The following is a 22,880-nucleotide window of genomic DNA, read 5'->3' as shown; positions in this document are numbered from 1 at the left end:
GTCCTGCGGGCGGAATGACGGCCGGCCGGCCAGAAAAGCGCGCAAGTATAACTGCGGTCGCCGCGCTTCGGGCGCCGGCGTGGCAATCAGCACCTGGCGCCCGCCAGCCGTCGCATGGCCTGGCGTGGCGCTTGTGTTTTGCTAGCTGTCCCGCCAACATCGCCGTTCTCAATGGCACTGAGCCATCAGCTTCCGCTGCCACCTGTCCGTCGCCCGAGAGTAGTCGTCATGTCTGGTCCGACGCGGCTTGCCCCCCTCCGCTACGCAATCGCCCTGCTGGCTGCGCTAGGCCTGGGCCCGCTCGTCTGGGCGGTCGCGAGCGACTGGGACTTCGACCGCATCCTGCGCTTGGCCGAACAGCGCTACGGTGCGCTGGGCGACGGGCGTGAGCGACTGCTTGCCTGGCAACGCTTGCTGGATGAGCAGGACGCCGCTGCAGAGTCCGAAAAGCTGCGCGCGGTAAATCGCTTTTTCAATCACCAGTTGCAGTTCAAGGACGACGTCGCCCTCTGGCACCAACCCGACTATTGGGCAACCCCGGTCGAGGCCCTGCGCATCGGCGGCGGTGACTGCGAGGATTTCGCCATCGCCAAGTACGTGACCCTTCGGCGCCTGGGGGTTGCGGCCGATAAGCTGCGCATCACGTACGTCAAGGCGATCAGGCTCAACCAGGCACACATGGTGCTGACCTATTACGAGCAGCCCGGCGCGGTGCCGTTGGTGCTGGACAACCTGGTCGGCGGCATTCTGCCGGCGACTCATCGCAATGACTTGGTGCCCGTCTACGCCTTCAATGGCGAGGGGCTCTGGCTGCCCGGGCGCAGCGGCGACAAGCAGGTCAGCGACAGCAAGAAGCTGTCGCGCTGGCAGGACTTGTTGAAAAAGATGCAAGCGGAAGGATTTCCGGCCGGGTCCGGAACGTAGGAGTTTCACATGTCTCTGTTCAAACAACTGTTACTAGCGATCTGCCTGTTTCTGCTCGCCGCGTTCACCGGTAGCTTCATCGTCAGCCTGGAAAGCTCGCGCGACCAATACGCCAACCAGCTGCGCTCGCACGCTCAGGATGCTGCCACGGCGCTAGGGTTGTCGCTTACGGCCAACATCGATGACCCGACAATGGTGGAGCTGGTGATCAGCTCGCTATTCGATAGCGGCTATTACCAGTCCATCCGCGTCGTGGCCTTGGCCGACGATACGGTAATGATCGAGCGCGAGGCGGAGCCGGACGCTGGCAGCACACCGCAGTGGTTCGTTGACTTGATCAACCTGAAGCCCGAAGGCGGCGAGGCGATCGTCAGTCGTGGTTGGCAGCAGGTCGCCCGGGTCGAAGTGGTCAGCCACCCGATGTTCGCGGTTTCGCGGCTGTGGCAGAGCACGCTCGGCATGTTTGGCTGGCTGGTGCTCTGTGGCGTGATCAGCGCGCTGCTGGGGGCGCTGTTGCTGCGTCGTCAGCTACGGCCGCTCGATGACATGGTGGCGCAGTCCCAGGCCATTACTCGGCGCGAGTTCATGAGCGTGGCGCACCTGCCCGAAACGCCGGAGCTCCGCCGCGTGGTGCTGGCAATGAACCTGATGGTCGAGAAGCTCAAGACCCTGTTCGAAGAGGAGGCGCGGCGCAGCGAGCGCTTGCGCAACGAGGCCTATCATGACGGCCTGACTGGCCTCAGCAACCGGCGCCACTTCGACATGCAACTGCAGGCACGCTTGAGCGGCGAAGACCTGGCGGGCAGCGGATACATGATTCTGCTCAGGATCAACGACCTGACCGGTCTCAACCAGCGGCTTGGAGGCGCACGCACGGATGAGCTGCTGCGCTCGGTGGCGGGCCAGTTGCGGCAAGTGACCGAGGATCGCTACCTGATCGGGCGGACGCGCGGCGGCGAATTCGCCTTACTGGCGGTCGGCCTGGATCGGCCCGAGGCCGAGCGCCTCGCCGAGCAGCTCGAACATGCGCTGGCGTCGTTGCAGCAGACCGGCCTAACCGACGTGCTGCCCGTCGCGCATATCGGCCTGACGCCGTTCGCTCAGGAGCGCACTGCTGCATCGCTCTATGCGTCGCTCGATCAGGCCCTGGTCCAGGCCGCGAGCCAGGCGAACCGGGCATGGGCGTGTCATCAGCCGTCCGCTGCGATGCCGGCGGCGGAACAGCATCAGGATTGGTATAGACTGCTCGACGGCGTGCTTGAACACGGCCTCCTGCAGCTGTATTTCCAACCGGTAATGAGCGCGACCGAGCCGCAGCGCGTGATCCATCGCAAGGTGCTGGCACGGCTGGTCGATCCGCAGGGCGACGTGATACCCGCCGCGCGCTTTCTGCCATGGCTCGAGCGGTTCGGTTGGACGGCCCGCCTCGACCTGGCGATGGTGCATCAGGTGTTGGAAACCCTTCACGCACATCCGTCACCCATGGCGTTGAGCCTCTGCGGCGCTACGCTCGGTGATCCAGCCATGCGGGAAGAGGTCTTTGGTTTATTGGAACGGCATGGCGACGTGGCTCAATGGCTGACGCTCGAACTTGACGAAGCGCACTTGCCGGATCAAACCAGCCTCGAGCTGCTAGCCCGGCGTTTGCGCCAGTTGGGCTTCGGCCTGGGCATCCAGCACTTCGGCGGCCGCTTCAGCATGATCGGCAATCTGGCTCGCCTGGGCCTCGGTTACCTGAAAGTCGACGGAAGCTACCTGCGGGGTGTCGATACCGAGGCGGACAAACACCTGTTCATTCAGGCGATGCAACGCGCTGCACACAGCATCGACCTGCCCCTGATCGCCGAGCAGGTCGAGACTGAAGGGGAATGGATGACGCTGCGGGTGTTGGGCTTCGAGGGCGGTCAGGGCCGGCTGCTGGGTAATCCGATGCCCTGGGACGGCACCGATAGCCGGTTAGATCAGGCCGGCGTCGTCATCGTCGACCAATAAGCCCGACGAGCCCAGCGCATGGCGAGCCCGGCTACGCCCGGCCAGCTTAGCCTGCGCTGAGTCCGGCAGGTCGGTGATGCGCAGTACGCCCTTATCGATCAGGGCATGGATCAAATCCTCCAGTACCCGCACCATTTCCAGATCGCTCTGGCGCAAATGGGCAAGGCTGTCCTGAGCGGCGAGCCAGGCCCGCACTTCGCCGTCGTCATCTGGCAGTTCGCCGGTCATGTCGTCGAAGGGCGACGGCTCGACCCGCAGAAGCCGGCTGCCGTTATCACGCTTGATATAAAACACTGCATTACCTCGTACGCTGGCTGGGACAATACCCGCAAGCACGCGCTTGCGGGTATCCGTGCGTCACCCTTAGTGATCGACCTGGACGATTTGCTTGGCGATAAGCGAGTCGATGATCGCCGCCGAGTCGCCGCCATAACTGGCCAGGTTGATCGCTGCCCCATCGTTTTGCAGGGCGATGGAGACATCCGCAGCGCCACCCTGGTCGAGCTGCCCAGTGGTACTGATCTGTAGCGTAGAGGTGGTTGTGTCCACGCGCAGGTAAGCATCCAGCGAAGAACTGTTATCCATATCGGCTAACAGGTCGCTCAGATCGATACGATCCCCTTCACCAATGTTGAAGTCCTTTACGACGTCCTGTCCCAAGTCGCCGGCTCTCCACACAAAGGTGTCGCTGCCGGTGCCGCCATAGAGGATATCGTCACCTTCACCGCCAATCAGAATGTCGTCGCCGCCCTGGCCGTAGAGGATGTCGTTGCCGGCACCGCCATCGAGCGTGTCATTGCCGCCACGCGTGTCGCCAACAACATTGAAGTGCTCATGGTTAGCGCGAATGTAGTCGTACAGCTGCTGGTCGGTCGGTGCGCTGCCGCTTTTCAGCTCGAGGAATCGGCTTAGTGCGTTCACACCCGAGCCGTCCGGCAGATCCGATGGGCGCACCGGATTGCCATCCACGCCCCAGGGAAGGGCGTCTGTGTTGATCACGTCGCCAAAGATCACGTCGTGGCCGGCACCGCCGCTGACTGTGTCATTGCCCACCGAGACCGGGCTGGTGCTGCTCGAACCACCATGAAGGGCGGATTGAAGGTCGGCGGCGCTATTGGCGATTTCGACGTTGCCCACGGGGGCGGTGTAGGCGACGGGTACAGGCGTGGTCAAATTGATGTTGTCGACCAGCAGCGTGGCGGTGCTACTGTTGCTGGAGTTATCCTGGACTTTATACACCAGTCTGTATTCGCCAGCGGTCAATGTCGCGGAGCTAATCGTGCCGGTGCTCGTGCCGCTTTGCACGGTTGTCCAGGTCACGGCGCCCTTCGAATCGATGGCCTGCTGTTGAATCTCCCATAGCAAAGTGTCACGGCCGTTGCCGTTGCTCCGCCAGTTCGCAGTGGACAGAGCGAAGCTGAGTCGTGAGTCGCCCTCCACCGCAAAAATACTACTGGTCGCAGTGCCGGTTACCTGCAGCGCACCATTCGAAATGCTTCCACCGGCCCAGTTTGATCCTGAACCCAACGGACCCGGCGCGCTGCCATCGAAGGTCGCCAAGCTAGTTGTCTTGTCTACGGTGCCGAACGTGACGGTTGCGACGTTCGAGGCGGACGTATTGTCGAAGAACTTCAGATACGTTTCGTTGATTCCGCTGCCGATGCCGATGGCGTGCACCTGACTGATCGCGCTCAGCGGCGCGAAGCCATCGAGCGCGTTCTCGAAAACGGTGGCGGTAGTGGAGCTTGACGTTCTGGTGTTGCCATTTGCGTCGATGTAGGCGGTTGGGTCGCCATCGGTTAGCAGATAGGTCAGGTTCTGATAGCCCGACGAAGGCTGTCCGCTCAGCCAGGACGTGGCGGCATTGAAAGCGGACTCGTAGTTCGTGTTGCCGTTGGCGCTGAGGTTGTTGATGGCGGCCTGCAGCGCGCTGACCTCGCTGGCGCTGTCGAAATCTTGGATGGTCAGTAGAGTCTGAGCGCCAGTCGAGAAGCTGATTAGCGTGATGTTGATCACACCGTCATGGCCTGCCAGGTCGCTGACAAACGCCTTGAGTGCGTCCTTCATCAGCGTCATGCGCGCGGTGGACATGCTGCCGGAGACGTCTACCAGCAAGGCCACGTTGTAGTTCGTCGCCGGCTGTACGGTAGTCAGCGTACCGCCCACGTCACCGAGCAACACATCATTACCATTGGCGCCATTGATGGCGTTGTCACCGTTGTTATTGCCACCGCCGCCGATCTGGATAAGTCCGGGCTCCGGCTGCACGTTAAGGGTGATATCCGTTGCTGGCGACAGGTTGCCTGCCGCATCCCGTGCCTGGACCTGAAGTGTGAAGCTGTTGCTGCCAGTTTCGTAGTCGTTGCTCGCTGACGTGGCTGCGGAGCCGGCTGCGGTCAGGCGTATCGTGCCACTGTCATCAATGCGGAACAGCCCGTCGTCGGAGACTTGTGTGCCATTGCTGAAGCGGTAGCCGGTGACGGCCACATTATCGCTCGCCTCCACCTGAGCGACCGCGGCGTTTAGGGTCTGGTTTTCCCCGTAGCTGAAATTCTGCCCAGCATTGACCACGGGCACGGTGTCGTCGGCATCCCCGAGGGCGATCGTGTAGCTCGCCGTCTGCGTACTACCGTCGCTGCTGAGGGCCTGCACGACCACGGTGTGGCTGATCGCCGTCTCGTAGTCGAGCTTGCTGCCATCGGCAACAGTGATCACCCCGGTTGTCGCATCTATGGCGAAGCGGCCATCGGCGGTATCGAGCAGGCTGTAGGTCACCGTAGTGCCGCGATCGGCATCGGTGCCCAGTGCAGTGATGCCTACCCGGGTCCCGGTCACCGCGTTCTCGATGACGCGGTTGTCGGCGGTATCGCTATCGATCAGTACCACGCCGTTGTCATTGACGTTGCCTACGTTCACCGTGACCACGGCGCTCGCGCTGCTGTGTCCGTCGCTGGTGCTTACCTGCAACTGGTGGCTGATCGCCGTTTCGTAATCCAGGGATTTGCCGCTCGCCAGGGTGATGACACCCGTATTGGCATCGATGCTGAACAGGCCCGCCTCGTTGCCGCCAGTGATGCTGTAGCTCAGCGCCTCGCCGTCGCGGTCGAGATCGGTACCGGTGAAGTGGTCACTGAGGTCGGCTACGGTCACGCCGGATGGCTGGTTCTCGGCGATCGAGACGGTGATGTTGGCGAGCTCAGGCGCGTCGTCAACGGCCAGGGTGCGGACCGTAAGAGTATTCGACGACGCAGAGAATGCACCGCTCTGATCCTGCACGGAGAAGGTAAATGTGTTGTCACCGTTATCGTTGGCTGCCGGTGAATACAGCAGCGAAGCGATGTTCGCGGTGGTAACCAGCATGCCGATCGTGACCGGTTGCCCGCCGAGCGTCAGGCTGCCGGTGCTTGGCAGGCTGTCGATTCGAATCGCCCGCAGGCTGTCACCGGCATCAATATCCTGGAAGCTGAAGTCAGCGGCGCTGAAGCTGCGCGGCGTATCTTCGGTCGTCTGGATCAGGTTATCGGCGCCGGTCGGCGCGTCGTTAACGGCATATACCGTCACCGGCAGGTCCAGGCTGGTGCTGGCGTTATCACCCGTGGATTCGGTTGCCGTTGCGGTCACCTTCAGGGTGAAGTTTCCATTGGCGTTAGCGGCAGGCGTGACGTTCAGGTTGGCCAGATTCCAACCGCTCACATCCACGCTGTTCAGCGTGTCGGTTGCGGTGAACTCATGCGTGCCGTCGCTCAGCTTGGCGCCGGTCGGGATCTGCGAGGCCTCGACTCTCAGCGTCTCGGAGCCGTCGCGGTCGACCAGTGCGGCTTCCAGGCGCGACAGCGGAATCGCTGTGTCCTCGGCGCCTTCGTTATAGCCATACTCGGCGTAGTAGCCCTTACCGTCGGCTCCATTTAGCTCGGAGATGCGCACGCCCTCGCCGGTGAGATCCGAGACTTGGGTGTAGAGCGCCAGGCTGGAGAGGTCCTGAACCACGCCGTTGCCCACACGGACGTTCACATCGAGATTGCCGGGGCCCGACTGGTTGTGTTGGTAAATGTCCAGCGTGTAATAGCCGCTAGCAGCCGTCGTGTAGCTGCCGCTGAATTGACCATTGCTGCCGCCCCAGGTGGCAGAGGCGACAGCGGTGCCGCCCACGACGATTGCAACGCTGTCGTCGGCGACGCCGCTGAAGGTATAGGTCTGGCCCGCCTCCAGGTAGACGAGGCCCGTGAGCTTGTTGGCAACACCCGCGGTGACGCTGTCCAGGTGTGCATCGCTCAGGGTCGCGCTGCTGCTCGGCGTACCGGCTGCGTCGATCACTGATTTCAGCGTGGCGGCGGCCGCTCCGGTGCCACTGTTGCCGAGAGCCAGGCCGCTCCAGCTCTGCAACAGCAGGCCGGTAGCAGCAGGGCGGTCGGTTGGCTGGGCAGCGCTCAATGTCGGTGCATCGGCAACGGCGCCGATCGAGACCGTAGCGGTCCCGGTCGCAGTACCCTGCTGACCGTCGGAAACACTGTAGGTGATGGTATCGGTGCCGCTGAAGTTGGCGTCAGGCGTGTAGACCAGCTTGCCGTCGACGACAGAGACGCTGCCGTGTTCGGCGGTGCCGCCCGTCAGCGTCAGGGTGTCGCCGTCCACGTCGCGGTCGTTTGCGAGCACATCGAGCGTGACGGCGGTGTCCTCGAGGGTCGTGGCGCTGTCTGTGGCGGTGAACGGATCATCGTTGACCGCATTTACGACCAGGCTCGCCGTGTTGGCGACCGTCACGCTGCCATCGCTGACGCCGAAGTCGAAGCTGACGTTGCCGTTCCAGTCCTTGGCAGGCGTGAACGTCCAGGTACCGTCCGGATTGCTTGTCAGGCTGCCGCTACCGCTGGCTACCTGCAGGTCGACGACGGTCAGGCTGTCACCGTCCGGGTCGGTCGCGCCTCCCAGCAGTTGCTCGGAGGTGATGACCATGCTGCCGTCTTCGGCCATGGCCGCCAGGGCAATTGGAGTCACCACGGGTGCGTCATTGACCGGTTGCACGGTTACGTCGACCTTGCTGACTACCGTGCCCCCGTTGCCGTCGCTGACCCTGATACTGAAGCTGTCGGAGCCGTTGTAGCCGGGGTTCGGGCGATAGCTGTAGCTGCCGGTCTCGGTGTTGAGCAGCAGGCCACCGTTCTGCGGGCCGCTGACGAGCGTATAAGCGAGCGTGTCGCCATCGACGTCGGTTGCCGTGATGGTCCCGTCGAGTTGCCCGTCTTCGGCAACGTCCTGAGATTGGTTGGCGGTTTCCGGAGCGTCGTTCATGGCATTGATGCCGATGGCGATAACGTTGTCGGTAAAGCTGCCGCTACCATCGCTGACACGCACGGTAAAGCTGTCGGTGCCGTTGTAATTGGCTGCAGGCGTGTAGGTGAAAGAGCCGGTGCCTGAATTGATGACAAGCGTGCCGTGGCTGGCGTCGCCAATGAGCTGATAGCTCAGTGTGTCGCCGTCGACATCCTGCGCGATTACCTTGCCGGTGACCGGTGTGTCTTCGTTTGTGCTGAGTACCTGCGTCGTGGCAGTAGGGGTGTCGTTAACCGGTGTGATGCCCAACGTGACGACGCTGTCGACCAAACCGCCCTTGCCGTCACTGACGCGCACGGTGAAGCTGTCGGCGCCGTTGTAGTTGGCCGCCGGTGTGTAGGTGTAGGCACCCGTTGCGGTGTTGAGAGCCAGCGAGCCGTGGCTGGCAGCGGTCAGCAGCGTGTAGCTGAGCGTGTCGTTGTCTGCATCGGTGGCGACAATCTTCCCGCTGACGGGCGTGTCTTCGTTGATGACCAGCGTTTGGTTCGCTGCGGTGGGTACGTCGTTTACAGGCTTGACGCCGACGGTAACCGACGCTGTGTCGCTACCACCCTTGCCGTCACTGACGGTGTAGCTGAACGAGCCATTGCCGTTGAAATTGGCAGCAGGCGTAAAGACCACCTTGCCATCGACCAGCGCGACGGTGCCGTTCACGGCGTTCTGTACGCTGATGATGGAGAGCGCGTCGCCGTCCACATCGACATCGTTGCCAAGCAGTACGGATGGGTCGATGGTCAGTGCGGTGTCTTCGTTGGTGACCAGCGAGGCATTGTCCGCATGGCTGATCTGGCTACCGCCTACGACGCTGTAGTTCCCCCCATCAGGGCGCAGCTCCACCTTGAGCTGAGCGGCTCCGCCCTGGTCCCAATACACGATTTCAATCTGATGCGGACCGCTTTCGGTTATCTGGAAAGTGGATCCGTCGCGCGTGGTAGTGCTCTGGTTGGCGTTGTATTCGGCGACGACCTTGCCGTCTATCAGGACCCGGTAGCCATCGTCAGCCCGGACACGAATCTGGTAGGTGCCGGCGTTCAGGTTGATGTCACCGGCAAGCTTGATGATGGCGTCCGAGGAGTTAACCGGATCGTTGCTCAGCGAGGCGGCGTCCGAGCCGAGGAAGCGCTGCAGTTGCCCGTCGCTGCCGAGGTCGTTGCTCACGCCATTGCCATAATCGAGACGGGTAGCGATAAAGGTAGCGTTCGGTTGGTGGGTGGCAATGAAGGCCGTCGCTTGCGCCAGGCTGCCCAGATTGCTGCCATCAATCCCATCGTTGTATGCGTAATAGCTACCTTTCAGCCCGCTGATGACGCCAAGGTCGTCATTGGCAACCGGCGCGTCATTGATCGGGTTGACCGCCAGAGCCACGCTGCCGACAACGCTGGTGGTCCCATCACTGACGCTGTAGATGAAGGTACCGACCTGCTGGCCAGCGCTGTAGTCGGCCGGGCCGTCGAACTTCAACCCCTGCAATTGGGCAAGCGTGAGCGTCTGGCCGTTCTGTACGGTCGTGCCATCGTTCAGGGTGATGCGCCCGATATCGGGCAAGCCAGTCACGGTAATGCTCAGAACGTTGCTCGTGTCGACATCGGTAGGTGCGGTGATCTGCAGCGGCGTCCCGGTACTTTCCTCGGCGACGGTGACGGACGTGTTGGTAACTACCGGAGCGTCGTTACGACCTTCAATGGTGATCGAGGCCGTGGCCTGGGTAACGCCGCCGTTTGAGTCGCTGACGTCGTAGCTGTAGTTCAGGACGACTTTTTCCCCGGCGGCCAAGTAATCGTAGGCGGAAGGGTCGACGGCCAGGCTGTTAGTGGCCGCGTCGAATGTGATGCCTGCGGTGTTCCCGCTGCCAACCAACTGCAGGTTACTGACGCTCAGCACGTCATTGGCGTCTTCGTCCGTGGCGTTCTGTAGCAAGTCGAGGGTGTAGCTCGGGGCGTCTTCGTTGGTTGAGAAACTGACGGCACCACTGACGATCGGGGCGTCATTGCTGCCGGTCAGCGTGACGGTGACATCACGGCTTGCGGTAGCCGCGCTGTCGTCGGCTACCGATACGCGGTAGACGAGGGTGATGGTTTCGCCGGCGCCGAGGTAATCCAGCGCGTCTGCCGCCACGCTGTAGTCCCAGTGCACCGAGCCGACCCCGTCACCTTGAGCGCTGTCGGCAAGGGAGGCGATCAGTTCGCCCAGAGCCGCAACCGGCTTGCCGTCCGCGTCGGTCGCGCTGATCAACTGGCTGCTGAGGGTATGGCTGTTGCTCAGGTCGGCGTCGGTAAAGCCAAAGTCACCGCTGGTCGAGAGCGTTCCCGCGTTCTCGCCGACGGTCCGGTCGGCGCGCTCTGACACGGTGCCCGTCTGCAGCGTGCTATTGATCAGCGGCGCATCGTTGCGCCCTTCGACGGTGACGGTGGCAGTTGTGGGCGTGACACCGCCTTTATTGTCCACCACGTCGTAGCTATAGGTGAGCGCTAGCTTTTCGCCGGCTGCGAGATAGCCGTAGGCGCTCGGATCGACCTGCAAGGCGTTGCCTGACAGGCTGATTCCCGCGGTGTCGCCGGTGCCCACCAGTTTCAGATTGCTGATGCCAAGCACGTCGCTCTTGTCGATATCGCTGGCGTTGGCCAGCAGATCGACGCTGAAGGTGCCAGCATCTTCATGGCTGGCCGTGTCTATGGCAGCGGTAACGACAGGCGCGTCGTTACGGCCATCAATGGTGATGGTCGCGCTGGTATCAACCAAGCCGCCGTTGCCGTCTGCCACCTGGTACTCGTAGGTAAGGGTGAGGCTTTCACCTACAGCCAGGTAACCGTAGGTGTTCGGGTCGATGCGCAGCGATCCGCTGGCAGCGTCGAAAGTCACGCCACTGGCGTCGTTGCCGCTGGTTTCCTGGAGACCGGTAATGCTCAGCACATCGGTCGTGTCGAGGTCGCTGGCATTGCCAAGCAGGTTGACGGTCTGAGGTGCTGCGTCTTCATCGGTACCGGAAGTGATGGCGCCGCTGACTACCGGGGCGTCATTGGTGCCGGTCACTGTCAGGGTCAGGGTGCTGCTGCTTGAAAGGCTGCCATCGGTAGCGCTGAACGGCACGGTGATAATACGCGTCTCGCCCTCGGCCAGCGCCTGGTAGGCGGCGTCGCTCGGGTCGAACGCCCAGCTGCCGTCTGTGTTCAAGGCGAAGCCAGCCGGCGCTGGGCTGACCAAGCTGTAACTCAGGATGTCGCCGTCTACGTCGGCTGCTGTCAGCTTGCCGCCGATCTCTGGCGCATCTTCTACAGCGCTGGCGGTGGTCGGAGCCGCAACCGGCGCATCGTTTACCGGCGTGATGTTCAGCGTGACGCTTTTGGGGTCGGACGAAGCGCCATTATTGTCGACCGCGCTGTATTCGAACGTCGTACTGCCGTTCCAGTCTTTTGCCGGGGCGAAATACACCGGGCCGGTGACCTGATCGCCGACCTCCAGTGCGGCGCCGCCGTTGGCGCTTGAGTAGAGCGTGCCGTGTTCGGGCAGCGAGCCGATGGTGAAACCTGAGATCGTGCCATCCACATCGCTGCCGGACAGGGTCACTGGGATGCGCGCAGCCTGGTCTTCGGCGCCGCTGACGGCCACTGCATTAGCGACCGGAGCATCGTTTGTGCCGGTCAGGGTGATCGTCAGGGTGGTCTGGGTCGAGGCGTCGTGCTCATCGGTAACCGTGACCGGCACCTGAATGACAAGCTCTTCACCCGCCTTTAGATAGTCATAAGCCGCGTCGCTGCTATCGAAGCTCCAACTGCCGTCTTTGCCGAGGGTGAAGCCAGCGACGTTGTCGCTTGTTTCATAGGTCAAAACGGCGCCGTCGTCGGCGTCGGTCGCCACGAGCTCGCCGGAGATCACGCCATCGCCTTCGCTGGCTGCAGCAACCGCTTCGGTGACCACGGGCTTGTCGTTCACGCCAGTGACCGTGATCGTCAGCGTGCTGCTGCTGGACAGCGTGCCGTCAGTAGTCATGAACGGCACGGTCAATGTCATCGAAGCGCCGTCTGGCAAGTGCTGATAGGCAGCGTCACTTGGGTCGAGGCTCCAGGTGCCGTCACTGTTCAGTATGAAGCCGGCCGGCGCGCTACCGGTGAGGCTGTATGTCAGCGTATCGCCGTCGATGTCGCTGGCAGCGAGCGTGCCGCCGATCACCGGGGCATCTTCGGCGGTCGAGGCGGTGGTCGCCGTGGCAACCGGCGCATCGTTGGTGCCGGTGACAGTAATGGTCAGCGTGCTCGCGCCTACGCCGCCGTGTTCGTCGGTCACCTGGTAGGGAACAACCAGATCCTGCGTCTCGCCCGCCGCGAGCGAGTCGTAAGCGCTGTCTGTCGCATCGAAGGTCCAACGGCCATCGCTAGACAAGCTGAAGCCTGCCGGGGCAATCCCGTTCACGCTGAAGGTCAAGGTTGCGCCCTGATCGACATCAGTGGCGACGAGTTGGCCGCTGACCGTGCCCAGCTGCAGGAGGCCAGACAGATCCGCGTTGTTGACGCCATTGGTCGTGAGCGTCCAGCCATTGGCTGTTGGTGTTACCGTGCCGGCGCTGAGGCTCAGTGTGGCATTGGCTGACAGATTGCTTAGCGATAGGGTGGAATCAATACCGCCGTCTCTGGCATCAGCAACGCCGATGACCAGCGTATAGGTGCCGGGTGAGTTGAACTGATAACTGAAGCCCTGGGTACCCGAGTTGCCGCCATCGCCGACGCTGGCGACGTTGCTCAGCAGTTGAACTGGCTGCCCATTGACCTGCACGAAGGCAAAGTCGTTGAAGGGTAGATAGTCCGAGGTTGCGAATTGCCAGTCGAAGCTGACGGCTTCGCCTGGGTTGGTTGTGGTGACGGTCAGGACGATCGCCGAGCCATCTGTAGCATCGCTTACCGCACCAACGGATGTGGTTGCACCTTCGATGGCAGTAGCGCTGGCCGCCTGGGCTACCGGCAGATCGTTGGTGCCGGTGATGACCAGCGTAAGGCTGTTAGTGCTGCTCGCGCCAGCTGCGTCGGTAACGGTAAATGGGACCTGCAGAGTCAGCGATTGATCCTTGGCCAGGTATTGGTACGCCGCATCGCTAGTGTCCAGCGTCCAGGTGCCGTTGCTGGCCAGGGTGAAGCCGGCCGGGGCAGTGCCGTTGAGATCGAAACTCAGACTGTCGCCAGCGTCGACTTCGTTAGCGGTCAGTTGGCCTCCCACCACGCCGCTGTCTTCGGTGGCATGCCCAAGCGAGGCCTCGGCGACCGGTGCGTCGTTCACGGCTGTAACATCGACCGTCACGGTCGCGGGCGCGGAAATGTGAGTGCCATCGCTGACGGTATAGGAAAAATCAGCCGTGCCATTGAAATTGGCATCTGGGGTGAAAGTCACCGAGCCGTCGGCGTTGAGCACGGCCGTGCCGCCCACGCCGCTGGTGACGCCTGCGATGGTCAGGCCATTGCCGTCGGCATCGCTGTCGTTTCCCAGCAACTCGTTGGCCAGGAAGGTAACGGGAGTGTCTTCAACTGCTTGCAGCGAGTCGTCAGCGGCGTGTGGTGCGTTGTCGTTCACGTTGGCTTCGGACAGCGTGACGTTAGCGGAGGAGACATTGCCGGCGGCGTCTATGGTTTCGATGGCGTAGCCATGGCTATTGGGTGCCTGCTCGAAGTCATTGACGCCGGCCGTGGCGCCCGCCTGGGTCAGGGTAATACGGCCTAGGCTGTCGATTTGGAAATAGCCGTCAGCGCTCGTGCTGTTGCCACTGTCCGCGAAGCGGAACGCAACAACGCCAACAGTATCTTGTGCGCTGACACTACCGATCACGGCGTTTGCCGGCTGGTTTTCGTCATAGGTGAATTGCTGGCCGGCAGTTATCGCTGGTGCTTGAGTGTCGAGCACGAAGCTTACGTTGGTCGCGCCGGAGGTATTGCCAGCCACGTCGGTCTGGCGTATGGCAACGGTGTTGCTGCCTTCGACTGACGAGAAGGTCGACGTCCAGGTCTGGCCGCCATCGGTGCTGTACTGAACGGTAGCACCGGCTTCGATGCCGGTGATGATCAGTGCGCCGGAGTTGGTGATGAGATCCGAGTCGCTTGTGCCGCTGTCGGTCTGAAGGGCAACGATAGGTGAGGCGACTTGAGTATCGAGGGTGAAGCTGACGGTGGTGGCCGCGGAGGTGTTGCCGGCCACATCGGTTTGCCGTACGGCAACGGTGTTGCCGCCTTCGACCGGCGTGAAGGTCGACGTCCAGGTGTGACCGCCATCGGTGCTGTACTGGACGGTGGCGCTGGTTTCGAGGCCGGTGATGATCAATGCGCCGGAGTTGGTGATGAGATCCGAGTCGCTTGTGCCGCTGTCGGCCTGCAGGGCAACGATAGGCGAGGCAACTTGAGTATCGAGAGTGAAGCTGACGGCGGTGGTTGCGGAGGTATTACCGGCTGCATCGGTCTGGCGTACGGAAACGGTGTTGCTGCCTTCGACTGGCGTGAAGGTCGACGTCCAGGTCTGGCCGCCATCGGTGCTGTATTCAACGGTCGCACCAGGCTCTATGCCTGCGAGTACGAGGCCGCCGTCGTTGGTAATGCGGTCACCATTACTGCTGCCGCTGTCCAGTTCCAGAGAAACCGCTGGTGCGGCGGGCGCGACGGTATCGACAAAAACAGTTGAAGAGGTCCCGTTTTCTTCAGCAGTTTCAAATGCCGCCGAGGTCAAGCCGTCCGTCGGAAATCCGATGGTCGCCTGAACTTGTTCGCCCGTTTCATCCAGAACGATCGCCGTATGGCCGCCACCGGAACTGCCGGCGCTGCTGCCTGCCCCGGGGCCAGCAGCGGTTGCTTCTAAGTCGGTTGTCGGGTCGAAGCCATCAGCGATGGCCTGTTCCAGCTCGGAAATGGGTTCGACCGGACTGGCCTCGGCGAACTCGCCGGCTTGCCACGATGCCGATTCCCCAACGCTTACAAGCTCGCCATTCGGAAGTTCCAGCGTTACTGCGCTGCCCGGTTCGGTAAGAACCTGATCACCCGTAAACAGCCGGTCCCCTTCGAGCAAAGCGCGACGGACGCCATCCGACGAAATGGCAAAAGCTTGGCCGATAACGCTTTTAACGATGACGTAATTAGAGCTCATGCTCTTTGCTCCGAGTGGTAGATGTAAGCCGGTGTTGCGACTGATAGAGTGCCGCCGCAGCAGGCAGAAGTAACTAGTATTTTTTTGACGCTTTAAAAAAGTCGACGAGCGGGAGGTCAATCTATTGACCCCAGATAGTGTGATGTTAAACAATGTGCTCAATGATGTCACTGTGATATCAGGCGCGATTCTCCCTAAGGCGCAGACGCTCAACCAGTAGCGATATCGCGTGCCGATTCAGCTCGTAACCCGCCTTGGCCTTGCCACTCGCTCAACTCTTTCGGAATACGCCTCATGAAGCCTTTCGCCCTGGTGCTTCCCCTGTTTCTCGCCGTCTCGGCTGCCGCTCAGGCGCAGTCTCTGCAAGAGGCGATGCGCAGCGCCCTCGACACTCACCCAGAAATCAGCGCGGGCGTACATGCCCGTATGGCGGCTGAAGAACAGCTGCGTTCTGCGAAAGGCGGTTATTTGCCGCGGGTGGATGTCGTCGCGGGTTATGGCCGTGAAGGCACCGATAGCGTGAGTACTCGTCAAGGTGAGGATCATGGCTATCGCACTCTGAATCGCGGTGAGGCGAGCCTGACTGCGCAGCAGATGCTGTTCGACGGTTTCGCCACCTCCAGCGAAGTGAATCGCCAGCGCGCTACAGTTAATGCTCGTGCCTATGAATTGTTGGGCAGCGCAGAGCGGACTGCATTGGATGTTGCGCAGGTTTACCTGGACGTATTACGGCGCGAAGCCCTGGTCCGCCTGGCCGAAGAAAACCTGCGCAACCACGAGCGCATCTACGACCAGATCGATATGCGCAGCCGGCAGGGTGTCGGCCGTATGGCTGATCTTGATCAGGCCGAAGCTCGTCTTGCCCAGGCGCGCAACAATCTGATTACAGAACAGACCAACCTTGCCGATAGCCAGATCAACTACCTTGCTTTGGTCGGCCAGATGCCGCAGGACTTGAGTCGCCCCACGCTTGCCGCGGTGGAGTTGCCGCAGAGCTTCGAGCAGGCCCGGGAGAAGATGCTGATCGAGAATCCGCAGCTGCGTTCGGCGCAATCGGATGTAAATGCAGCCGAGGCACAGGTGCAGGCCGCCAAATCCGAATTCTACCCGCGCTTTTCGCTTGAGCTCGCGACGGGCGCCAACAACGACATCGACGGCGTAAATGGGCACGAGAACGAATGGCAGGCCATGGTGCGCATGCGTTACAACCTCTTCGCTGGTGGTAGCAACAGTGCTGACCTGCGCGCTCGCTCGAACCAAGTCGGTCAGGCGATGGACATTCGCAACAATGCCTTGCGCATGCTCACCGAAGAAATGGGGTTGGCATGGAATGCGCTTAACAATGCGCGTCGTCAACTTCCCATCGCTGAGGACTATGTAAGCCGCAGCAGTCGGGTACGCGACTCCTACCAGCAGCAGTTCACTTTGGGTGAACGCACCTTGCTGGATTTGCTCGACAGCGAGAACGAATTGTTCACCGCTGCGCGCCGTCTCGAGGACGTGCGTTATAGCGAGGCTCTGAGCCATTACCGCATCCAGGCGGTCAGTGGCTCCCTGCTGCGCAACCAGGGGGTCGTGGCGCCCCTGGCCGCCGTGCCGATGGATGACGTGCGCGCTCAGATCCAGTTGCCCGGGATGAATTGAGAGGTCGGCCCAGCGCGGTCTTATGACACTACCTCAGGAAGCTGTAACACCCGAGCCGAGGGTGCGCCTCGACCCGCGTGCAAGTCATGACGATCCGCTGCTAGATGGTTTGTTGTCGCTGTGCGCCTTTCACCAGAAGGCAGCGAGCCGGGCCATGCTCAGTGCTGGCCTGCCGCTTGTGGACCATCGCCTGACCCCAGAACTGCTGCCGCGTGCCGCCGCTCGAGCGGGCCTGCGCGGGCGCTGGCTGCGGCGCGAGCTCGTTCGTATCCCAACGCTGGCACTGCCGGCGCTGTTGCTGCTGCGCGATGGGCGCTGTGCCCTTTTGCTGGGCTGGCAAGCCGATGGCCGAGCGCGCGTCATGCCCAGCGAATCCGAAGGCGGGGAGCTGGACGTCGACCGCGCAATACTCGAGGAGGAATACACCGGTCAGGCATTCTTCGCCCAGCCGCAGCACCGCTTCGACCTGGACCGCGGCGAGCTTATCCCACGGACCACGCACTGGTTTCGCGATACCCTCAAGCGCTCCCGCTGGTTGTATGCCGATGCGGTGGCGGCGAGTTTCGTCATTAGCTTGATCGGGCTGGTCACGCCGCTGTTCGTGATGAACGTCTACGACCGCGTCGTCCCGAATCAGGCCGAGGCTACGCTTTGGGTGCTGGCCCTTGGCGTCAGCGGTGCGTTCTTTTTCGACCTGCTGCTCAAGACCTTGCGCGGCCTGTGTCTGGACCTGGCTGGTAAAAAAACCGACCTAATCATCTCGGCCACCCTGTTCGAGCGTGTCGCCGGCATGCTCATGCGCCACCGCCCGGCGCGGGTCGGCACCTTTGCCCAGCACATCCATGAATTCCAATCGCTGCGCGAGTTCCTCGCTTCTCTGACGCTGGCGAGCCTGATCGATCTGCCGTTCACCTTGTTGATCATCGCTGTGATCGCTGTCATTGGCGGTCACCTGGCCTGGATACCGCTGCTGGCCTTCCCGTTGGTGGCCGCGCTCAGTCTTGCCTTGCAGCGTCCGCTAGCCGAGACGCTCGAGCGCACCATGGCGCTGTCGGCCGAACGGCAGTCTAGTCTGATCGAAACCCTGGCCGGGCTCGATTCGGTCAAGGTCAACAACGCCGAAAGCGAACGGCAGCATCTTTGGGAGCAGACCATTGGCAGCCTCAGCCGCCTTGAGCTGCGGGCTCGCATGCTCTCCAGTCTGGCTCTTAATCTGACGATGGCGCTGCAGCAATTGGCGGGCGTGGTGATGATCGTGCTGGGTGTCTACCAGATCATCGATGGACATCTGAGCATGGGCGGTCTGATCGCTTGCTACATGCTCAGTGGCCGGGCGCTAGCGCCGCTCGGGCAGGTCGCAGGCCTGCTGACCCGCTATCAGCAGGCCAAGGTCACCATCCGCTCGGTCAATGACATGATGGCGCTGCCGCAGGAGCGGCAGGCGGGCGAGCGGCCACTCAACCGCGAAAGCCTGCAGGGCGCTATCGAATTTCGGGGCGTTGACTTCAATTACCCGGAGCAGACGGAGATTGCGCTGCGGCAGGTCAACCTTGTCATCCGGCCGGGCGAGAAGGTGGGCATCATCGGTCGTAGCGGCTCGGGCAAGAGCTCGCTGGCCAAGCTCATCGTGGGCCTTCATCAGCCCGAGTCGGGAAGCCTGCTGATTGATGGGATCGACCTTCGCCAGCTCGATATCGCTGATGTGCGCAGTAACATCGGCTATGTACCACAAGATATTCAGCTGTTCTCTGGCACCTTGCGCGACAACCTGCTGATGGGCGCACGCTACGTCGAAGACGACCACGTCATCGCGGCTGCCGAGCTGGCCGGCGTTCATGAATTTGCGCGGATGCACTCCAAGGGCTACGAATTGCAGGTTGGCGAGCGGGGCCAGAACCTGTCTGGTGGCCAACGGCAATGCGTAGCCCTGGCTCGAGCGTTGCTGCTCGATCCCCCGATCCTGCTGCTCGACGAGCCGACCAGCGCGCTGGATAACACCAGTGAAGAACGCCTGAAGCAGCAACTGGCGAAGGCCTCCGTGGACAAGACTTTGCTGCTCGTGACCCATCGCACCTCGATGCTCAGCCTGGTCGAGCGGCTGGTGATCGTCGATCGTGGCCAGATCGTGGCTGATGGTCCAAAGGCGGTCATCCTCGAAGCCTTGAAGAAGGGGCAGATCCGTGTCAGCTAAGCAATCGATCCCGCCGATCATGGCCCGCAGCGGCCTGGGCTCGCTGACCGGGTCACGTAATGAGCCCCTGCCGGAAGTCCGTAAGGCGCTAATCGAAGATGCACCACGCCTGGTTCGCCTGACGATCTGGGGCCTGCTGGGTTTTGTCGTGTTCTTGGTGCTATGGGCGCACTTCGCCGTTGTCGACGAAGTGACGCGGGGGGAAGGCAAGGCGATCCCGTCATCCCGTCTGCAGAAAATCCAGAACCTCGAAGGCGGCATCGTTGCGGAGCTGTTCGTCCGTGATGGGCAAATCGTCGAGGCAGGCGCACCTTTGCTGCGTCTGGACGACACTCGCTTTGCCTCTAATGTCGGTGAAACCGAAGCCGATCGGTTGGCATTGTCGGCGCGCGTGGAGCGGCTGACCGCGGAAGTAGAGGGCCGTGAACTGGTGATGCCCGAAGGGCTTCTGCGCGACGCGCCCAACCTCGCCAACAGCGAGAGCGCGCTTTACGAAAGCCGACGCGCCCAGCTAAGCGCAGAAATCTCCGGGCTGGAGGAACAGCTCGCGCAGCGCCGGCAGGAAGTACGCGAGATGACATCTAAGCAGCAGCAATTCCGAAATAGCCTGGGCCTGCTGCGCAAAGAAATCGAAATGTCCGAACCGCTGGTGGCCAGCGGTGCCATTTCTCCCGTGGAGGTGCTCCGACTCAAACGGGCCGAGGTCGAGAGCCGCGGGCAGCTCGACGCCACCACGCTAGCACTGCCTCGCGCTAGCGCGGCAATCAAGGAAATCGAAAGCAAAATCAGCGAAACACGAGGACGGTTCCGCAGCGAAGCGCTCACTCAGCTCAACGAGGCGCGTACGGAGCTCTCCAAGCTGCAATCCACAGGCAAGGCGCTCGAGGATCGGGTCCGCCGCACGTTGATCACCTCGCCCGTACGCGGCGTGGTCAAACAGATGCTGGTGAGCACCATCGGTGGGGTCATCCAGCCGGGCAGCGATATCGTCGAGATCGTGCCGCTGGACGACACCTTGCTGATCGAAGCGAAGATTCGGCCGCAGGACATTGCCTTCCTGCATCCGGGCCAGGAAGCGATGGTCAAGTTCAGCGCCTACGATTTCACCGTCTATGGAGGGCTGAAAGCCGAACTGGAGCACATCAGCGCTGACAGCACTACCGACGAAGACGGCAACAGCTTTTTCCTGATTCACCTGCGCACGCGCCAAAGCCACCTGGGCACCGATGAGAAACCACTGCTGATCATCCCTGGCATGGTCGCTTCGGTAGATATCATCACGGGCCATAAAAGCGTGCTGAGCTATCTGCTCAAGCCGATCATTCGCGCCCGCGCTGAGGCACTTCGCGAGCGTTGAGTCTCTGCGCGCTACCGCTGGCCGAAAAATCTGCTAACAATGGCCGGCACATCGCGCCCAACCCTCTGTGCGCATAATGCGTCGTCGAATTGCCCAGGAGTTTCCATGAGCAGCACTGCGCCCGCCAGCGAAGGCGAAAAGATCCTGATTGTCGATGACGATGCGCGGCTGCGTCGCCTGCTCGAGCGGTTTCTCGATGAGCAGGGTTATCGCGTGCGTACCGTGGAAAGTGCTGAGCAGATGGACCGCGTGCTCAGCCGCGAACTGTTTCACCTGGTCGTGCTCGACCTGATGATGCCGGGGGAAGACGGCCTCTCGGCCTGCGCCCGGCTGCGTGCGGCGGGCAATCAAATCCCGATCATCATGCTCACCGCCAAAGGCGACGAGGCCAGCCGTATCCACGGGCTGGAACAGGGCGCCGACGATTATCTGGCCAAGCCGTTCAACCCGCGCGAGCTGCTGGCGCGAATCCGCGCGGTATTGCGTCGTCAGGCGCCACAGGTGCCGGGTGCGCCAGGCAGTGAGGATGAGACGGTCACCTTCGGCGACTACGAGCTGTTTCTGGGCACCCGCGAACTGAAGAAGGGCGACCAGGTGCACATGCTCACAACCGGCGAGTTCGCCGTGCTCAAGGCGCTGGTCCAGCATGCCCGCGAGCCCCTGACCCGCGACAAGTTAATGAATCTGGCGCGCGGCCGCGAGTGGGACGCGCTGGAACGCTCCATCGACGTCCAAATTTCACGCCTGCGCCGGCTGATCGAGCCCGATCCCTCGAAGCCACGCTATATCCAGACGGTATGGGGTGTGGGCTACGTCTTCGTACCGGACGGGAACAAATAAATCGGCTAAAAGCTCCAGGCGACAGGCTTCAGGTGAGCACGCAGTAAGGCCGGCCCCGCTCGCTTCTGCCTGCCGCTTGTGGCCTGCCGCCTAAGGTCTTTCATGAAAACCCCCCTCTGGTTCCCGCAAAGCTTCTTCGCCCGCACCCTGTGGATGGTGCTGATCGTCGTCCTGTTCTCCAAGGTGCTGATGCTGGTGTACCTGATGATGAACGAAGACGTCATGGTTGACCGCCAGTACAGCCATGGCGCGGCGTTAACCTTGCGCGCCTACTGGGCCGCGGACGATGAGAACCGTGAGCGCATCGCTCAGGCTGCGGGGTTGCGCAGGGTCGCGACGGCCGACGTGCCGGTCAGTGAATACCACTGGCCGTACACCGAAATCTTCCTGCGTCAGATGCAAGCCGAGCTTGGGGTGGAAACTGACGTGCGGGTGCGCATTCAGCCGCAGACCGCGATCTGGGTCCGCGCGCCGAGCCTCGGACCGGACTGGCTCCAGGTGCCTTTGTATGCGTATCCGCTGCGTGGGCAGCGCATCTGGAGCGTGCTGGGCTGGTTTCTCGGTATCGGCCTGCTGTCCACGGCGGCGGCCTGGATCTTTGTCAGCCAGCTCAATCTTCCCTTGAAACGGCTCGTCTACGCCGCGCGGCAGATCGGCAAGGGGCGCAGCGTGCGGCTGCCGATCAGCGACACGCCGAGCGAGATGACCGAGGTATACCGCGCATTCAATCAAATGGCTGAGGATGTCGAGCAGGCTGGCCGTGAGCGCGAGTTGATGCTGGCCGGCGTATCCCATGACCTGCGAACACCGCTGACACGCCTGCGGCTGTCGTTGGAATTGATGTCCAGCGATGCCGAACTCACCGAGGACATGGTGCGCGACATCGAAGACATGAATGCGATCCTCGATCAGTTCCTCGCCTTCGTTCGCGACGGCAGCGACGAGCCGGTGGAGAACATCGACCTCGGTGAGCTGGTGCGCGAGGTCGTCGCGCCTTACAACCAGTACGGAGAAAGCGTTCGGCTGTGCGTCGAACCCATGCCGCCGCTCGCGCTGCGTCGGGTGTCGATCAAGCGGCTGCTGGTCAACCTCATCGAGAACGCCCTGCGCTACGGCGGCGACCGGGTCGAGGTGGCCGCCCACGTGTCTGGCGACAGCAATGCGCCCTACGTCGTGCTCAGCGTCCTGGATCGCGGCACCGGCATCGACCCGCAGGAGCTGGGCGAAATCTTCAATCCGTTCATCCGTGGTGACCGCGCACGTGGCGGGCAGGGCGCAGGGCTGGGGCTGGCGATCGTCAAGCGCATCGCCTCGCAACACGGCGGGGTGATTGAGCTACGTAACCGCGAAGGCGGCGGGCTCGAAGCGCGAGTCAGCCTGCCGTTGGGGCTGGTGTTGCCGCGGGATGCGATCAAGGCGTGAAGGCAGCGTAATCGGCCGAGGCGGGAGGCTAGACGAGGAAGGGGCAACCTCTGGTGGAGTGATCGGGCA

General features: G+C 62.1%; 9 protein-coding genes. 7 read left to right on the top strand and 2 right to left on the bottom strand.

What is annotated here, in order from left to right; genetic code table 11:
* The first annotated feature begins 228 nt into the window (after window positions 1-228).
* The gene (gene lapG, locus KXR72_RS14165) at window positions 229-924 is read left to right on the top strand and encodes a cysteine protease LapG (protein WP_437421730.1); all 696 of its coding nucleotides are present in this window, start codon (window positions 229-231) and stop codon (window positions 922-924) included.
* Between the two features lie 9 nt (window positions 925-933).
* The gene (gene lapD, locus KXR72_RS14160) at window positions 934-2,916 is read left to right on the top strand and encodes a cyclic di-GMP receptor LapD (protein WP_437421729.1); all 1,983 of its coding nucleotides are present in this window, start codon (window positions 934-936) and stop codon (window positions 2,914-2,916) included.
* Here lapD and KXR72_RS14155 read toward each other — a convergent pair.
* Window positions 2,881-3,210 carry a tryptophan synthase subunit beta gene (locus KXR72_RS14155; protein WP_437421728.1) on the bottom strand — a complete coding sequence of 110 codons (330 nt, stop codon included), beginning with the start codon at window positions 3,208-3,210 and terminating at the stop codon, window positions 2,881-2,883. The two genes, lapD and KXR72_RS14155, sit on opposite strands and share 36 nt — an antisense overlap.
* Window positions 3,211-3,279: 69 nt before the next feature.
* The gene (locus tag KXR72_RS14150) at window positions 3,280-15,357 is read right to left on the bottom strand and encodes a retention module-containing protein (protein WP_437421727.1); all 12,078 of its coding nucleotides are present in this window, start codon (window positions 15,355-15,357) and stop codon (window positions 3,280-3,282) included.
* A 294-nt stretch (window positions 15,358-15,651) separates the two neighbouring features.
* Between KXR72_RS14150 and KXR72_RS14145 the strand changes: the two genes are divergently transcribed.
* From KXR72_RS14145 to KXR72_RS14125, 5 genes are all read left to right on the top strand, one after another.
* The gene (locus KXR72_RS14145; RefSeq protein WP_437421726.1) at window positions 15,652-17,001 is read left to right on the top strand and encodes a TolC family outer membrane protein; all 1,350 of its coding nucleotides are present in this window, start codon (window positions 15,652-15,654) and stop codon (window positions 16,999-17,001) included.
* A gap of 22 nt (window positions 17,002-17,023) precedes the next feature.
* The gene (locus tag KXR72_RS14140; RefSeq protein WP_437421725.1) at window positions 17,024-19,192 is read left to right on the top strand and encodes a type I secretion system permease/ATPase; all 2,169 of its coding nucleotides are present in this window, start codon (window positions 17,024-17,026) and stop codon (window positions 19,190-19,192) included.
* Between the two features lie 19 nt (window positions 19,193-19,211).
* Window positions 19,212-20,549 carry an HlyD family type I secretion periplasmic adaptor subunit gene (locus KXR72_RS14135; RefSeq protein WP_437421983.1) on the top strand — a complete coding sequence of 446 codons (1,338 nt, stop codon included), beginning with the start codon at window positions 19,212-19,214 and terminating at the stop codon, window positions 20,547-20,549.
* A gap of 105 nt (window positions 20,550-20,654) precedes the next feature.
* Window positions 20,655-21,389 carry an osmolarity response regulator transcription factor OmpR gene (gene ompR, locus KXR72_RS14130; protein ID WP_217475835.1) on the top strand — a complete coding sequence of 245 codons (735 nt, stop codon included), beginning with the start codon at window positions 20,655-20,657 and terminating at the stop codon, window positions 21,387-21,389.
* A gap of 102 nt (window positions 21,390-21,491) precedes the next feature.
* The gene (locus KXR72_RS14125) at window positions 21,492-22,811 is read left to right on the top strand and encodes an ATP-binding protein (protein WP_437421724.1); all 1,320 of its coding nucleotides are present in this window, start codon (window positions 21,492-21,494) and stop codon (window positions 22,809-22,811) included.
* Window positions 22,812-22,880: the final 69 nt, after the last annotated feature.

The organism is Stutzerimonas chloritidismutans (assembly GCF_051486945.1).
GTDB lineage: Bacteria > Pseudomonadota > Gammaproteobacteria > Pseudomonadales > Pseudomonadaceae > Stutzerimonas > Stutzerimonas chloritidismutans_B.
This window is presented reverse-complemented; position numbering and strand designations above follow the sequence as displayed.